At 61.9% G+C, this 16,109-nt stretch carries 12 protein-coding genes; 10 read left to right on the forward strand and 2 right to left on the reverse strand.

All coding sequences use genetic code 11. The features are described from left to right. Window positions 1–35 precede the first annotated feature (35 nt). Entirely contained in the window at window positions 36–1,145 is a 1,110-nt protein-coding gene (locus tag BW995_RS09210) for a cache domain-containing protein (protein WP_084194712.1), read from the forward strand. Beyond that, the gene (locus BW995_RS09215; protein ID WP_076399897.1) at window positions 1,135–3,366 is read left to right on the forward strand and encodes a CHASE domain-containing protein; all 2,232 of its coding nucleotides are present in this window, start codon (window positions 1,135–1,137) and stop codon (window positions 3,364–3,366) included. The genes BW995_RS09210 and BW995_RS09215 overlap by 11 nt, the downstream gene beginning before the upstream one ends. 303 nt (window positions 3,367–3,669) lie before the next feature. Here the strand turns inward: BW995_RS09215 and BW995_RS09220 are convergent, their stop codons facing one another. After that, window positions 3,670–4,134 (reverse strand): hypothetical protein, encoded by a 465-nt coding sequence (locus BW995_RS09220; RefSeq protein ID WP_139332845.1) that lies wholly within the window; start codon window positions 4,132–4,134, stop codon window positions 3,670–3,672. A 532-nt stretch (window positions 4,135–4,666) separates the two neighbouring features. Between BW995_RS09220 and lptF the strand changes: the two genes are divergently transcribed. The 8 genes from lptF (at window position 4,667) to BW995_RS09260 (ending at window position 14,999) form a co-directional block, all read left to right on the forward strand. Continuing rightward, window positions 4,667–5,737, forward strand: a complete 1,071-nt coding sequence (lptF, locus tag BW995_RS09225) for an LPS export ABC transporter permease LptF (protein ID WP_245821366.1) — start codon at window positions 4,667–4,669, stop codon at window positions 5,735–5,737. Window positions 5,738–5,813: 76 nt separating this feature from the next. Then, a complete protein-coding gene (locus BW995_RS09230) occupies window positions 5,814–8,069 on the forward strand; it encodes an LPS-assembly protein LptD (protein WP_084194714.1) in 2,256 nt (751 codons plus the stop codon). A 15-nt stretch (window positions 8,070–8,084) separates the two neighbouring features. Further along, complete coding sequence (locus tag BW995_RS09235) at window positions 8,085–9,392, forward strand: peptidylprolyl isomerase (RefSeq protein WP_076399900.1); 1,308 nt, start codon at window positions 8,085–8,087, stop codon at window positions 9,390–9,392. 61 nt (window positions 9,393–9,453) lie between these two features. Then, window positions 9,454–10,515: a 4-hydroxythreonine-4-phosphate dehydrogenase PdxA gene (pdxA, locus tag BW995_RS09240; RefSeq protein WP_076399901.1), complete on the forward strand. Its 1,062-nt coding sequence runs from the start codon at window positions 9,454–9,456 to the stop codon at window positions 10,513–10,515. A gap of 34 nt (window positions 10,516–10,549) precedes the next feature. Further along, entirely contained in the window at window positions 10,550–11,437 is an 888-nt protein-coding gene (gene rsmA, locus BW995_RS09245) for a 16S rRNA (adenine(1518)-N(6)/adenine(1519)-N(6))-dimethyltransferase RsmA (protein WP_076399902.1), read from the forward strand. An 82-nt stretch (window positions 11,438–11,519) separates the two neighbouring features. Continuing rightward, window positions 11,520–12,479 carry a response regulator transcription factor gene (locus tag BW995_RS09250; RefSeq protein ID WP_076399903.1) on the forward strand — a complete coding sequence of 320 codons (960 nt, stop codon included), beginning with the start codon at window positions 11,520–11,522 and terminating at the stop codon, window positions 12,477–12,479. A gap of 205 nt (window positions 12,480–12,684) precedes the next feature. Beyond that, window positions 12,685–13,368, forward strand: a complete 684-nt coding sequence (locus BW995_RS09255) for a response regulator (protein WP_245821368.1) — start codon at window positions 12,685–12,687, stop codon at window positions 13,366–13,368. 32 nt (window positions 13,369–13,400) lie between these two features. Beyond that, window positions 13,401–14,999, forward strand: coding sequence for a 3'-5' exonuclease (locus tag BW995_RS09260; protein ID WP_076399904.1), 1,599 nt, complete (start codon window positions 13,401–13,403; stop codon window positions 14,997–14,999). A gap of 8 nt (window positions 15,000–15,007) precedes the next feature. On the opposite strand, the gene BW995_RS09265 is transcribed toward BW995_RS09260, so the two are convergent. Beyond that, window positions 15,008–15,925, reverse strand: a complete 918-nt coding sequence (locus tag BW995_RS09265) for a DMT family transporter (RefSeq protein ID WP_076399905.1) — start codon at window positions 15,923–15,925, stop codon at window positions 15,008–15,010. Window positions 15,926–16,109 lie beyond the last annotated feature (184 nt).

A 16,109-nucleotide genomic window follows, 5' to 3' on the forward strand; every position in this document is an offset into this window, starting at 1 on the left:
CCCCCAAAAACAACATCGGCCATAGGGGGGAGGGCATGCGCCTACCACACTGGATGTGGCGTCTTTTAGGCGTTTTGCCAGCCCTTTTGCTGGCTGCCTTGCTGGTCTTTCAGGCCGCCGGTACGCCGGACCCCGATCAGGAAGCCCGCCAGCGGCAAGACGAAGCCCTGCGGCTGGCCGAATCCGCCCTGCGCAATGAAGCAAACCATGCACATACCTACCTCAGCACGCAGCAACAGTCTGTCCTGACCACCCTCAAACAGCGGCTGGCCGAACAGGTTGATGGTGCCCATGCCATCATCAGCGCCATTTACAGCACATCCTCGCCGGTCCTGCCCCCCAATACCCTGAAGACCCTGATCCGGGACAGCCTGCGGAACATCCGCTTTTTCGCGGGCCGGGGCTATTTTTTCATTGATGGCATGAATGGCGATGTGGTGCTGATGCCCCTGCATCCGCAAAACGAGGGCCGCAACCTGCTGGAAAACCGCGATGATCAAGGCACCTTCATCATGAAGGGGTTGATCCATGCGGCGCAACAGCCGGGAGGATCAGGGTATTTTTCCTATCGCTGGTATGCCCCCGACAGCACGGAGCGGATGGTCGAGAAAATCGCCTACGTCCGGTATTTCGCCCCCTATGACTGGCTGATCGGTGCGGGCGAGTACGTCCCGGCGATGGAGCGCAGCATCATCGACGAAGCCACCCCGGGTCTGTCCGCCGTCCACTTTGGTCAGTCAGGTGCCATCGGCCTTGCTGACCCGATGGGGCAGATGGTGCTGTTCCCCGAGGTCAGCCAGAACCAGCGCGTGCCGCAGGACACCTTTTCCATCGCCAACGGTGCCGCCGTGCAAGCCCTGATCCTGCACAAAGCCCATGAAGGCGGCGGTCTGGTGCTGTTTGACTGGCCCCACCCGGACTCTGGCCGCCAGAGCAAGCGAGCCGCCTGGGTCGAGCGCCTGAATGACGGCAGTGTGGAATGGGTGGTCTATGCCTCTGCCCACCTCAGCGACTTCATGCCCCCAGCAGCCCTGCCCCGCCTGCCGGTGTTGCTGACACCCGAACGCCTGTACGGCTTTGCCTTCCTCCTCCTTTTGGCAGCCGTGCTTGTGGCATGGCTCTGGCCGGTGCGCCATGGCTCGTGAAACCTTTTCCCTGCTGACCTGGCCCCAGCGGTTGTTCCTGCTGGCCTTTATGGCTGCTGCGCTACTGCTGGCGGCAATCGTCTGGCATGGCGAACAGACCAGCCAGAACAAGGCCATCGAAACGACATTTGAAAGTGACGTCGACAAACTGGCCCAAAGCGTTGCCGAAAGAATGCGGCTGTACCAGATGACCCTGCGCAGTGGTGCGTCATTCTGGGAAACATCACCTTTTGCCAGCCGCAAAGACTGGCAGGCCTATCTGGACCGGCAAAAGCTGTGGAGCAACTTCCCCGGCCTTGATGCCCTTGCCTATGCCCAGCCGGTCACCGATCAGGATCTCGATGCCTTTCTGCTGCGCATGCGGCAAGAGATCAGTCCCGACTTTGCCCTGCAAAGCCATAGCCAGGACGATCGCAATCCGTCGGATTTAACAGACCATCAGCACATCATCATCACCCACTTTGAACCCTATCTCCAGAACCGGAACACCCTGCTGGGGCTGGACCTCAGCCAGAACAGCACCCGCCGGGATACCGCCTTGCAGGCGCGTGACAGCGGAGAAACCGTCCTCAGTCCGCCGTTGCAACTGATCACCGCAGGAAGCACCAATGTTGATTTCCTGATGGTCACCCCGGTCTACAAATCGTTTTTCCCCACCAGCACCATCGAACAGCGCCGCCTTGCCTTGCAGGGCTGGGTGAGTTTGGGGCTACACGGCAACAGTCTGGCGCAAACCCTGTTCGGCACCGCCCGCACACGGGGGTATGATGCCCACCTGCTGGTCAGCAAGGCAGACGGCCAACTGATCAGCATGGATGACCACCCGGATACCGACCCAAGCCAGCCGCGGTTAAGCAGCGAGCGGACCTTGATCATCGCCGGGCAAAGCTGGCTGATGAGAGTCCACAGCACCCCGAGTCTGGAAGCCCGGCTGTATCGGGACCCATGGTCTTCGCTGATTGCCAACATCCTGCTGGCGCTGGCCCTGTCGGCCGGGGCCTACCTGCTGCTGATTTCCCGCCAGCAATCCCGCCTGCTCGCCGTCCAGACACTGCAGCAGCTCAATGACCGCGAGCGTCATTACCAGTCGGTCGTCGAAGGAACTGTGGAAGGGTACTGGCAAATCGACCCGATCACCCGCCAGACGGTGGCGGTCAATTCCAGCCTGTGCACAATGCTGGGCTATGAACGGCATGAAATCATTGGTCACTCCCCCATCCGCTTCTGCGCACCCGAACTGGTGGAAGATTTCAGCCAGCAGATTGACTCACTGTGGAGCCGGGAGCATCGGGTGTACGACATCACCCTGATCCGCAAGGATGGCTCGCCGCTGATTGCCCATATCGCCGCCTCAACCCTGCGGGATGAAAACGGAGCCATTGACAGCGTGTTCGCCATGGTTACCGATATCACCGATGCCACCATGCTGCGTAATGCCCTGACGGAAAAGACCCGCGCCCTGGAAAGCTCGAACTCTGACCTGCAACAGTTTGCCTATGTGGCCTCGCATGACTTGCAGGCACCATTACGGGTGGTTTCCAGCTATCTGCAACTTTTGGAACGGCGGTATGGCAACACGCTCGACAAGGAAGCCCACGAGTTTATCGATTTTGCCGTTCAGGGCGCACGGCGCATGTCACGGCTGATCAATGACCTGTTGACGTTTTCCCGTGTTGAAACGGCCGGAGAACGCATGCAGCCAACCCAGCTTCCCCAGTGCATCCGGCAGGCCCTGACCAACCTGGCCGTTTCCATCGAAGCCAGGCAGGCCACCATCGACGTCCCCGCCAGCATGCCACCGGTGATGGGCGACACCGGGCAAATCACCAGCCTGTTCCAGAATCTGGTCGGCAACGCACTGAAATATTGCCCCGACGAACGCCCTCCGCATGTGGTCATCACCGCCAGTCTCAATCACGATATGGTTGAAATCGACATCGCAGACAACGGTATCGGCATCCCCCCGGATCAATACACCCGTATTTTCCTGATTTTTCAGCGTCTGCACGGCCCGGAAGAATATGAAGGAACAGGCATTGGCCTTGCTCTGGTGAAACGTATCCTTGAACGGCACAAAGGGCGGGTCTGGATTACCCCCAACCACCGCGCCGATGGCACCCCGGAAGGCACCATTTTCCACGTCTGCCTGCCTGCGGCACCAACAGACAGCCAGGACACTGAGGACAAGGGGGCCCTCGAAACCCTCTACGGTCCCCGTTAGAGCATTATGCGAAAAGTGGGAACCGGTTTTCGCAAAAACAATGCGGCCCTGCGTCAGATTACGGTACACGACAAACAGAAAACAGGATCATGGAGCGCTGCTCCAAACCTCGCCGGGGCCTTGAGGCCCCGGACCCCGTTCTTTTGATATTGAAAGAAAAAGTGTGTGGGGGGGGGAGCATCGTCCCCAAGTGAACGTTCGGGGCCGGAGGCCCCGGGCAGGCGCGGACGGCAGCCCGCCATTCTCCACCAACTGTCGTGTCCTGTGGCATCAGATTTAACGCACGCTGCTCTTAGGCTCCGGCTACATCTGGACGCAATCATACAGTGCCCGCCCGATCACCCGCGCCCCGTCCTCTCCGGCGGCCCGCACCAGACGGGCACGGGTAATCGCCGGGCCCCATTGCTCCCGCTCGACCAGAGCCTGTAAAATCCCGGAAATGTTTTCAGCCGTATAAACACTCTGTGACCGGTCCCAGAAACAACCGCAGCTCACCCGTTGCATGGACTCCTGACAGGTCTGCATGACCGCCGGAGAAAAATCCTCTGCGGCAGCAATCCTGTCTGAATGCCCCCCGCCTGCCAGCAACAAGGCCGTCAACCACAACCCGCCAACAAAAGCCAGCACTCCGGCAAGGCCAGCCCCCACGACGACCAGCCAGCGATACCGCCGCCAGAACAAATGCCGCGCAACACGCCGGTGGCGCTGGCGGCGAATGTGTGGATCGCGCCGTTCATGGGGCTGATGAGGAATGCTGCGTGGCGTCACGGCAGCCGAAGCAGCAGGGGAGGACTGGGAGGGCTGTTCCGGGCCACGGCCCCCCGAAGCCCGGTCCGGCCCATGATGCCGCAAAGCCCTGTCAGAGCCGGAATGTCCTGTGGCTGGAGGTTTATGGCTATCCAATATGTACCTCCCGAATGACGTTGCGAACGCCTTGTTCATCCCTGCCTTCTGGCAGATTGTATTGGCAAAGGTGCCATGTCTGGCGTCTGCCGTCCAATCCTCTTGTGGATACCCCATGTGGATCAGATCCTGCACCATGCCGGAACCATGGCAAGGGATGGCGGCACAACCCCCACTGTACCATCAGGGCAATGATCCCGCTACCGATGGTCATGACCCCGCCGGGCCATCACCGCAAAACCCTGACCATCAGGCCAAGATCTTTCCCCTGCCCCGGATGCCGCATTTTCCATCCTCGCCACTTTTCCCTCTGGTTATGCCGGATGGGAACGCTATACTCCGCGCCACAATGGGTCGGATCACACTCTATATTCTGCGACAGCTTGTAACGGGAACCGTGCTGGTCACGGTCGGCCTGCTTTGCATCCTGTGGCTTACACAGTCCCTTCGTTTCATTGATCTCATCGTCAATGAAGGGGCTTCCGTCGGCACGTTTCTCAGCCTGACCGGGTTGTTGCTGCCCAACTTCCTGATTTTCGTCTTGCCCATCTCCCTGTTTGGCGTGGTGTTGTTCAGCTACAACAAGCTCAATACCGACCGCGAGCTGGTGGTGATGCGCGCCGCAGGTCTCAGCCCGTTGGGGCTGGCCCGCCCGGCCCTGCTGCTGGCTGGCGTGCTCAGCCTGACGGGCTGGTTTCTGACCCTTTACGCCGTCCCGGAGTCTGTGCGCGCCTTTCGCGAAATGCAGTGGACTGTCCGCAATGACGTCGGCCGCCTGCTGATCCGCGAAGGCGCCTTCAACACGGTGATGCCCGGCGTAACGGTTTACGTCCGGTCGCGGCTGGCCAGTGGCGTCCTGCAGGGCTTGCTGGTACAGGACTCCCGCAAGCCGGAACAGACGGTTACCCTGATGGCCGAACGGGGTGCCTTGCTGGCAGGCGAGCACGGCCCGCGCGTCCTGATGGTCAACGGCAACCGTCAGGAAGTCACCACCGGTACCGGGCAGATGTCCCTGTTGTACTTCGACAGCTATACCCTGGACCTGAAGACCAGCGGTGGCGGGGAAAAATCCGACCGCTTCCGCGATGCCCGCGAACGTCCCCTGTCCGAATTGCTGACCATTCACAGTGGGAGCGACGCCTCGGTGTCCGAAAACGACATCCATCGTTTCCGCGTCGAAGCCCATCAGCGCATTGCCAATCCCCTGAGCGCCGTCTCGCTGACCCTGATCGCTCTGGCGTTTCTGCTGACCGGTTCCTTTGACCGGCGCGGATCGGGCAAGCGGTTGCTGTTTGCCGTCGGCGCGCTGGTGTTGGTGGAAATCCTGATGATCGGTTCCGGTAACATGGCGGTCAAAAGCCTGATGCTGATCCCGCTGATCTATCTTTCTGTCCTTCTCCCCGGGGGGCTGGCGCTGTTGGTGCTGGTGCGGCCCCAGGTTCTGCGGTATCTGCTCAGACGGAAATAGATTTCCTGCCCCAAAGGTTCCCTGCTTCCTGCGCCCATCCTTTTTCTGGCCACCTTCCTGGTACGAGCACCGTTCGATGATCCGAGCCCTGCACGGCAGTACAGCCCTTAGAACAGTCCTGGCCCCCCTGACGGCCATGGCCGTGCTGTGGCCTGCCTTGCTCCTGCCGCATCAGGTCCGGGCGGCCGCCCAGCCGTCTTCGACCAGCGGCAAGACCGTCACCCCGAAAAACGGCGCCCCACTCGAAGGCCCCGGTTCAGCGCAGGATGAACGGGCGCAGATTACTGCCGACGAGCTGATCCACGACAAGACCCTTGATACGGTCACCGCCCGTGGGGGGGTTGAAATCCAGTATGGCGGTCGCATCCTGCTGGCCGATACCGTCAACTATCAGCCCGGCAAGGACCATGCCAGCGCCACCGGCAACGTCACCATCCTCGAGGCCGACGGAAACACCCTGTTTGCCGAACATGTCGAGCTGGATGACAAGCTGACCGCCGGGGTGGCCAAAGAATTCCGCCTGATCCTGACCGATGGCTCGCGCGCCGCAGCCCGTCAGGCCGTCCGCAGCGGTGGCAACCGGACCGAAATGGACCACGCCGTTTATTCGGCATGCGACAGCTGCGCCAAAGACCCGTCTGCGCCTCCCCTGTGGCAGATCAAGGCCCTGAAGGTGGTCCATGATCAGGAGGCCAAAGACGTCACCTATCACGATGCCTGGGTCGAGCTGGCTGGCGTTCCGGTGATGTATACCCCCTACATGTCGCACCCCGATCCGTCGGTGAAACGGCAATCGGGCTTTCTCGCCCCCAGCTACGGCGGCACGTCAGGGTTGGGAGCAACGCTCACCACGCCATATTACTTTGCCATCTCGCCCTATCAGGATTTCACCTTTTCTCCGATGTTTACCACCGATGAAGGGGTGATGCTGGGCGGGGAATATCGTCTGCGCGGAACCAAGGGCGAGCTGAAAATGGAAGGCTCGATCACCAAGGACAATGACGAGCGGATCCGCAACCACTTCAAGCTGTTCAGCAAGCTGGCGATTGATGATACCTGGCGGGCCGGAGCCGATATCAATCTGACCTCGGACGACACCTACATGCGTCGCTACGGGTTCCGGTCACAATCGTTCCTGATCAGCCGCCCCTATGTCGAAGCCTTCAGCCGCCGCTCCTATGCAGTGATGGAAGGCTATTACTTCCAGGATCTGCGCAGCTCCAGCTCGACCATCGAAGCGCCGGTGGTGGTGCCATCCCTGCAATGGAACTACAGCAGTGCCCCAACCAGCAAGGGGGCCTATCACACCGCCGATCTGGGCTTTGTCTCGCTGTTGCGCGACAGCACCAACACCAGCCAGTCTGCCGACAGCCGTCGCCTGTCGGCCAGCTATGGCTGGCACCTCCCCTACGTTGGTCCTATTGGTGATGTCTACAAAATGGACCTGTCGGTGCGCGGGGATGCCTATAGCGTCGAGGACGTGCTGCAGACAGACGGCAGCCTCTACACCGGCACCGTCGGTCGCGTGATCCCCGAAGCAGCCTTTACCTGGTCGCTCCCCTTTGACCGCACGCAACGCAAGTACCATGAAATCATCGAGCCGATGGTTCAGGCGGTGGTCAGTCCGCGCGGCCAGAACAGCGACAAGATTCCCAACGAAGACAGCATCGATTTTGAATTCGATGACACCAACCTGTTCAGCACCAACCGCTTCACTGGTCGGGACCGGACGGAAAGCGGCACGCGCGTCAACTACGCCATGCGCTATTCGGCCTACAACAACGCCAACGGCAAGATTGATGTCGCCCTGGGGCAGACCTGGCATGCGACGCCGGATGGAACCTTTGATACCCTGTCGGGTCTGAGCGAAGAGTTCTCCGACTACGTTGGACGGGTCCAGGTCCGGCCCACCAGCAACTTCGATGTGCTGTACCGCTTCCGCTTTGACAAGGATTCACTCGAAGCCCGCCGTAACGAGGTCGGGCTGCGGGTTGGCCCGCCGACCCTGCGGTTTTCCAGCACCTATGACATGCTCGACAGCAAGCCGCTGACCACTGGTAGCGAACGCGAGCAGGAGCAACTGAAGGTCGGCCTCAGCTCGCAGGTATCGCGCTACTGGCGTCTGGGCCTTGAAACCTACCATGACCTCGGGGAGAATGGTGGCCCCTTGCGTGTCACCGGCACCGCCCGCTATGACGATGAATGCTTTACCATGGATCTCAGTGCCGGGCGCGATTACACCTATGATCGCGACTATGAGGATGGCTACCGCATCGGTTTGCGGGTGACATTCAAGACACTGGGTGAAGTTCAGACCTCTGCGTCGCAATAAACCGGATAGGGACAGATGCTGCCGATGACCCCTCGCAAGCCCTTGTGGACCGCCCGCTCTGCCATGACGACCAGCATCGTGATCGCAGCCCTGTGGTCCGGCGTCCTGACGGTCCCCCACGATGCGCGCGCGCAAGCCCAGCAGGTGCAGCGTATTGCTGCCGTGGTGAACGATGACATCATCTCGATCCGCGATGTGCAGGAACGGCTGGCCCTGACGATGGTGACATCGGCCATTCCCAACACCCCGGAAAACCAGCAAAAAATCCTGCCCAACGTGGTGCGGGCGCTGGTTGATGACCAGCTGCGCGAACAGGAAGCCAAACGGCTGAAAATCACCATCAGCGATGCCGACGTGATGAGCGCCATCCGCCGCATCGAAGAAAACAACAACCTGCCCGCCGGTGCCACCGAAGGCATGATGAGCCGCGCCGGTGTCCCCTATGACGCGTTGAAACGTCAGGTGCATGCCCAGGTGGCCTGGGTCAAGGCGGCCCAGCAGTCCCTGCGCCGCCAGATCATCATCCAGCCGGAAGAAATCGATGCCACGCTGGCCCAGCTTGCCAATGCACAAGGCAAGCCGCAACGGCGTCTGGCGGAACTGGTGGTACCGGTCAACAGCGCCGATCAGGAACAGCAGGCCCGCTCTCTGGCCGAACGACTGATCGAACAACTGCAACAGGGGGCCAAGTTCAGCGCGCTGGCCCAACAGTTTTCGGCAGCAGCCACCGCCGGACGCGGCGGCGATCTGGGATGGCTGGTCGAAGGCCAGCTCTCGCCGGAACTGGATGAGGCCGCAACCCGCCTCAGCCCCGGTCAGGTCAGCCCCCCCATCCGCACGGCGACCGGCTATACCCTGCTGCTGCTGATTGACCAGCACCAGCCAGCGGCGGCAAACCCGGCCAACATCCGCTACGCCCTCAGCCAGATCTATATGCCGCTCAGTGGGCGAATCGCCGTGACGCCGGAAAGACGCGCCTCTCTTGAACAGGCGGCGCAAAAGGCCACCAGCTGCGAAGACCTGAACCTGCTTGCCGAGCGGGAAAAACTGCCCAGCTCGGGCGATATCGGCCAGCAGCGCCTGTCTGACCTTCCCCCGGCAATTGCCCAGGCCATACAGGGTCTGCCGGAGCAAAAGGTCAGTCCGCCGGTCAACATGGGGGATGCCGAAGTACTGCTGATGGTCTGCAAGCGCATCGACCCCAACGGCCTGCCCAGCCGGGACGACGTGTCCAGCCGTCTGGAACGGGAAAAACTTGAACGTCTGGCCGACCGCCGTCTGCGCGACCTGCGCCGTCAGGCATTGATCGACGTCCGCCTGTAACACCCCTGCGACCGTCTGTCCCGCTCGACAGACCCAACCGGCAGGAAAAGGAGGTTCCACCATGTCTCGTATGCCAAAGCTGCCCCTTGCCGTCACCATGGGCGAGCCTGCCGGGATCGGCGGGGACATCCTGCTGAAAGCCTGGGTCGAGCATGGTGGTGCCCTGCCGCCCTTTTTCGTCATTGATGAACCGGCCCGTCTGATCGGTCTGGCCCGTCGTCTGGGCCTTGAGGTGCCGGTCAGGGAAATCACCACCCCCGCCGAAGCCCGCGACACATTCCATCAGGCCCTGCCGGTGCTGGCGCAGTCGCTGGCAACGTCGGTCATCCCCGGTTCACCCGATCCCCGCAATGCCCCGGCAGTGATCGCCTCGATCGACCGGGCGGTTGCCCTGACTCTGGGCGGTGAGGCCGCTGGCGTGGTGACCCTGCCGATCTCCAAGCACATCCTGCATCAAGGGGGCTTCACCCACCCCGGCCATACCGAATACCTCGCGGAACTGGCACAAAAGGCCGGGCACCCTGCTGTTGCCCCGATCATGATGCTGTCCTGTGATGCGGTCAAAGTGATCCCGGTGACAGTCCATCTGTCCCTGCGCGATGCCATCGTCTCGCTGACCAGCGAAGCCATTGTCACTGCCGGTCGGCAGGTTGCCCAGTCCCTGCGGGATTTCTTTGCCCGTCCGAATCCCCGTCTGGCGGTGGCCGCCCTTAATCCGCACGGCGGAGAAAACGGCGACATGGGCCGCGAGGAAATCGACATCATCGCCCCGGCGGTAGCGCAATTGCAGGCCGAAGGCATTGATGCCTTTGGACCGACCCCGGCCGATACCCTGTTCCATCCCGAAGCCCGTGATGGCTATGATGCCTGCCTGTGCATGTATCATGATCAGGCCCTGATCCCGATCAAGACCATTGATTTCCATCACGGAGTCAATGTCACCCTCGGGCTGCCGTTCATCCGCACGTCGCCGGACCATGGCACCGCCTTCGGGATTGCCGGCAGCGGCAAGGCCAACCCGTCCAGCTTTGTTGCCGCCCTGCGACAAGCCGCCGAAATGGTGATCCGCCACGAGCGGGCCGTCCTGGCCGCCGAGCGGGCTGCGGCACACACCCCGTCCTGATCTTTCCTGTTCTCCCACACGAGTCCCAGTCCCGATGAGCGATCAAAATCCGTCAACGCCGTCTCCCCTTCCCCCGTTGCGCGACGTGATCGCAGCCCATGGGCTCAGTGCGAAAAAACAGCTCGGCCAAAACTTCCTGTTTGACCTCAACCTCACCGGTCGCATCGCCCGGGGCGCAGGCACGCTGGAGGAAGGCACCTGCATCGAAGTCGGCCCCGGCCCCGGCGGGCTGACCCGTGCACTGCTGGATAACGGTGCCCGGCGGGTGATTGCCATCGAGCGGGACGAGCGGACCCGCCCGATTCTGTCGGAGATACAGGCAGCCTACCCCGGTCGCCTTGAGGTCATCGAAGGCGACGCGCTCGAAATCCAGGCCCACACCCTTGGCGAGGCCCCTCGCCGGATCGTCGCCAACCTGCCCTATAACGTCGGTACCGTCCTGCTGTTCCAGTGGTACCGCCACATCACCGACTTTGAATGTCTGGTGGTGATGCTGCAAAAGGAAGTGGTGGACCGTCTGGCCGCCCAGCCCCGGACCAAGGACTATGGCCGCCTGTCGGTGATGACCCAATGGCTGTGTACGGTCGAACCGCTGTTTGACGTTAACCCCCGCGCCTTCACCCCGCCGCCGAAAGTGACCTCGACAGTTGTCCGCCTGACACCGCGCCCGCAGCCTTTGGTTCCCTGCCGCTTTGATGTCATGGAAGCTGTTGTGGCTGCGGCCTTCAACCAGCGCCGCAAGATGCTGCGCGCCAGCCTCAAGGGGCTGTCAGGCCGTTATCCCGGTATGCCTTCGCCCGAAGAGCTGTGTGCCAAGGCAGGCATTGAACCGACGATGCGGGCCGAGGAGCTGAGCGTGGTGGACTTCTGTATGTTGACATGTACCTTGGAACCATTTACCGACCCCACCCGGAATGCGTAGAGTACAACCGCATATGAAACCCTGTATATGCAAGACAGCGCCTTTCCCGGGGACATAAGACGCAGGGCAGACAGGAACGAGAATGGTTGCTACTTATTTCTATACGTACGTCACGGTTCAGATCGCGATCGTCGAACCGGTCCTGCGACAGGCCGTGCGTAGCAACCTGTATCATCTGGGCTGCCGCGAAATCAGCTTCACCAATGACCTGAGCGTCCTGCGCGAACGCCTGGACTCGGCCCCCTGTGACCTGCTGATGCTACAGGCCGATATCGGCAGCCCCAGAACGGCCCCGGCCATGGTGAACGCCATCCGCCACGGGGAACTGGCCTCCAATCCGTTCCTGCCGGTCGTCGCGGTAACCCACAATCCGACGGCGGAACAGGTCAAGGCCCTGGTTGATGCCGGTGTCGATGACATTTTGCCCTACCCGTGGAGCGAGAGCTACGTCGATGCCCGGCTGGAAAACCTGATCCACAATCGCAAACCGTTCGTGGTGACCTCGGACTACATCGGGCCGGACCGGCGCCAAAAGAGCCGCGACGAGGCCAACGCCGCCATGGTCAAACCCTTTACCGTGCCCAACCCGCTGAAGGCCAAAGCCCTTGACCGGCTCAGCAACGCCACCCTCGAAGACCAGATCCGCGCCATGGCCCAGCGGGTCAGCATCGACAAGATTTTGCGGCTGGCAGAACTCTGCATCCGCCTTGCGGGCGAAATCACCGCGCTGGGGGCCGCAGGCCAGCAAAGCAGCTCGGTGGCCCGCAATGGCCTCGCCCGCCTGTCTGACGCAAGCCGCGCCCTGATCCGCCGTGCTGGCGACAGCAGCTATGCCCGTGCCTGCACCAATATCAACACCCTGCACCGCACCGCGCAGGTGATGCTGCAGGCCATTGATTCCGGTGTGGAACCCGAACTGCAACTGCTGGAACGACTGGCGTTGCAGGCGGTGCACGACTTTGGGGTCAATCCCAACCTGTTCCATGCCCCCCTGACGCAAGATGTGATCAAAAAGCGTATCTCCGCCACCAAAGGTGCCTGACAGCTCTCCGGTGGGGAGCACAGCGGTGTGGCGAAAAAGCAATTCCCACTTTTTCTCATGATGCTTTAGAATAGCCTCACGGATGCCATAACAATCCCCCCCGCCATACCGCGCCGACAAGAGCGCCCGGGGACGGGATGGTGCCGTATGACAGCCGTCATGGCTCAGGGAGGAGAAAGCACCATGACAGTACGGACGCACGGCCATGCTTGAGCAATCCATGGCCCCCCCCCACAGCAAGATCCTGATTGCGGACGATCACCCGCTGTTCCGCGATGCCCTGCAGCAAGTGGTTGATCAGGCATTCCCGGACGCCGCTGTACTGGAAGCCAGCACCCTCGACGAAGCGATGATCATCGCCGCCCATGATGACCTTGATCTGTTGCTGCTCGACATCAACATGCCGGGCATGAACGGATTCAACGGCCTGATCGCCCTGCGCAATGCCGTTCCGGCCACGCCGATCGTGGTGGTTTCAGCCGACGAGGAACGGGAAACCATCCAGCAGGCCCTGACCCTTGGCGCTGCGGGTTTCATTCCCAAATCGATGGCCAAAGCCAGCATGGTGCAGGGGCTGCACGAGGTGATCAGCGGCAAGGTCTATATGCCGGTTGACCTCAGTGCTCCGCTCACCCGTGGCCAGATGATGATTGATGATGATTTCCAGCAAGGCTATGCCGCCCTGACCGGCCAGCAACGGCGGGTGCTGGAAATGCTGGTCCTCGGCAAGTCCAACAAGGTGATTGCCTTTGAACTGGATATTGCCGAAAGCACTGTAAAGGCGCATGTTTCGGCCATCTTGCGCAAGCTGCGCGTCAACAGCCGAACGCAGGCCGTGCTGAATGCCAGCAAAATGCTGGGGACGGTCCGGGCGATGCCATCCCTGTGAAGGGGCGGCGCAGAAACAGGCGAGGAACAGTCATGGCGACGGGAAAACTCCCGGTGTCCTTGCGGGGCATGACCACCGCCCTGCTCAGCATTGGGGCTGGAATTGCGCTGGCCGGGGCCATCTGGGCTGCGGCGGCGCTTCTGTTCGAAACTCCCTTTCCGGCCTTGCCGGATGCACCGCCGCGTGCCTTTGCCTGGCTGACGCTGGCGGGGGGCCTGATCCTGACGCTGGCAATGATTGCCGTGCAGGTCTGCCTGCAGCAACATTTCCGCAGCCTGGAACGGTTGCGGGCGGCGCTGTTGATTGCCTCGGCCAACCCGGATGGGCGCCTGCCCGCCTTTCCGGCCCTGAAACACCTGCCCTTGCGCCGCGAGGCCGACCGCCTGCGCCATGCCGCTGAAATCCTGATCAGCCGTCGCCTGTTCCCCAATGCCACCACCGACGAACGGCTGCGCGCCGTTCTGGGGGCGATCGACGAAGGCATTCTGGTGGTCACTGAACACGGGCAGATCAGCCTGACCAACACCGCCGCCAAAACCATGCTGGGTGAAGACCGCCTGCATCTGGGGGCGTCGGCCTTTGCCTGCTTTGAGCGCCTGCAACTGGTCGGAGCCATCGAGCAGGCCCGAAGCGCCAGTGGCCCCATTTCGTGGACATTGGCGGATGTGGACGGAACGCATTACACCGCCCGCATCACCCATTTGCGCGGCCACTCGGGGACGGTGATCCGCCTCAGCCCCGATGCCAGCCAGCGGGCCCGACCGCCTGCCCCGGTGGCCCACGCCCCCCGTCCGGCGCTGTCGCTGGTGGCAGCATCGGACAGCAACGGCCCGACCAGTGTCCCGGCCCTCCCCCGTGAACGGCCCACCCTGCGCTGCTTTAACAACGACGAAGACATTGCCAGCCGGGCCATCGCCGCCTCTATGGGGACAACCACCCCCAGCGAGTGGGATCTCAGCCTGCATGATCGCCCGGCCCCCGATGTGAATGACCCGTCCCCCCTGTTGATCCCCCGCGATACCCCGCTGGAAGACCTGCCGGTGCTGGTCTTTGATGCCGAAACCACCGGGCTGGATGTCAAAGGCGACCGGCTGGTGCAGGTCGGCGGCGTCCGCCTGCACGGGGCACGGATTTTCCATGTCGCCACCATTGACCGCCTGATCAATCCACAGCGCCCCATCCCCCCTCATGCCACTGCCATTCACGGTATCAGCAATGACATGGTGCGTGATGCGGCCCCCTTCACCGAGGTTTGGGAAGCGCTGGAACCCCTGTTCCGGGGTGCGGTGGTGATCGGCCACAATATTGGCTTTGATATTGCCATGGTCCGGCGGGAATGTGGGTTGGCGGGCCTTCCATTCATCCAGCCCCCCACCCTCGATACGGTCCTGCTGGCCAGCCTGCTGTTGCCTGCGGGGTCGGCCCTGACTCTGGACCGGGTGGCCGAGGCACTGGAGGTTGACATCCACGGACGCCACACCGCTCTGGGGGATGCCCTGGTGACAGCAGACGTCTACGTCCGCCTGCTGCCGCTACTGGAAGCCGCCGGGGTCCATACCTATGCCGAAGCCTATGCCTTCAGCCGCAAGGCAACCCAATTGCTGGCCCGCCAGCAGGCGATGGGCTGGTAAGACGGTTTTTACAGGGGTTTCAAACGCCGCATCAGCAGAGGCATCACTTCGACCGCCATGATCCCGCCTAAAATCAGCGCCGCGCCGCTGATTTGCAGGCCATTCATCCGCTCGCCCAGCACGATCGCGGCGGCAATGGCGGCAAACAGCATCTCGGAACTGAGGATGATCGCCGCTGCCGCCGGGTGGGTGTGACTCTGGCCCACCACCTGCAGGGTAAACGCCACCCCGACCGACAGCAGGCCGGTATAGGCCAGTTCAAACGTCGAGGCTTGAAAAGCGGCCAGCGTCGGCGCCTCGATGATGGCCCCGCTGACAATCCCCAGCACACCGGCCAGAGCGAACTGTGATACCGCCAGCCGCAGAGGACTTTGGGTCCGCGCGGCCACGATCCCGACCACCGTTACATGACAGCCCCAGAACAGGGCCCCGACCAGCACCCACAGGTCACCGGTGCCAAAGGCCGTCAGCGAGGCATTGTTGAGCAGAAACGCCCCAAAGGCGGTACAGGCCGCCGCAGGCCACACCACCCAGTAGGGCCGCTTTTTGAACACCAGCAACGCCAGCACCGGCACAATCGGCACATAGAGAGCGGTCAGGAAACCGGCATTGGAGACGGTGGTCAGAATGATCCCCACCTGCTGGGCATAGGACCCGGCAAACAGCGCCAGCCCACAAACAGCAAACCCCAGCCAGTCGCCCACGGAGAACGATCCCCCTTGCTGCCGACCTTCCCGCCAGGCAAACGGCGCCACCACCAGCGCCCCGATCAGGAAGCGGGTACCGGTGAAGGTCAACGGGCCAACGCCATTATGGAGCTGGGCAGTCCCGTCGGCGCCGACAAAGGCCAGCTTTTGGGCGACGAAGGCCGTCCCCCAGATAAAGGCGGTCAGCAAAAGCAGCAGGTTGGCGGTCATGCGAGACATGGTGGGGGAACCATCGGCTGGAGGATCGTGCAGGGCACGCGATCAGGTTACACACAGGACAGGCAGGTTACAAAAAGGACAGGTGCCGTTTTTACCTGAACTTCACGGAGAATGCATTGTCAGAAAACAGGGAGGAAAATCTGGACGCCGCCCGCCAAATCCCGCTTGATGGATGCTCTCTTTC

The sequence above is a fragment of the Insolitispirillum peregrinum genome, assembly GCF_900156605.1.
Taxonomy (GTDB): domain Bacteria; phylum Pseudomonadota; class Alphaproteobacteria; order Rhodospirillales; family Rhodospirillaceae; genus Insolitispirillum; species Insolitispirillum peregrinum.

Coding starts and splice junctions, on each gene's coding strand:
- BW995_RS09210 (WP_084194712.1), top strand. CDS start 36: ATGCGCCTACCACACTGGATGTGGCGTCTTTTAGGCGTTTTGCCAGCC.
- BW995_RS09215 (WP_076399897.1), top strand. CDS start 1,135: ATGGCTCGTGAAACCTTTTCCCTGCTGACCTGGCCCCAGCGGTTGTTC.
- BW995_RS09230 (WP_084194714.1), top strand. CDS start 5,814: ATGATCCGAGCCCTGCACGGCAGTACAGCCCTTAGAACAGTCCTGGCC.
- BW995_RS09235 (WP_076399900.1), top strand. CDS start 8,085: ATGCTGCCGATGACCCCTCGCAAGCCCTTGTGGACCGCCCGCTCTGCC.
- pdxA (WP_076399901.1), top strand. CDS start 9,454: ATGTCTCGTATGCCAAAGCTGCCCCTTGCCGTCACCATGGGCGAGCCT.
- rsmA (WP_076399902.1), top strand. CDS start 10,550: ATGAGCGATCAAAATCCGTCAACGCCGTCTCCCCTTCCCCCGTTGCGC.
- BW995_RS09250 (WP_076399903.1), top strand. CDS start 11,520: ATGGTTGCTACTTATTTCTATACGTACGTCACGGTTCAGATCGCGATC.
- BW995_RS09255 (WP_245821368.1), top strand. CDS start 12,685: ATGCTTGAGCAATCCATGGCCCCCCCCCACAGCAAGATCCTGATTGCG.
- BW995_RS09260 (WP_076399904.1), top strand. CDS start 13,401: ATGGCGACGGGAAAACTCCCGGTGTCCTTGCGGGGCATGACCACCGCC.
- BW995_RS09265 (WP_076399905.1), bottom strand. CDS start 15,925: ATGTCTCGCATGACCGCCAACCTGCTGCTTTTGCTGACCGCCTTTATC.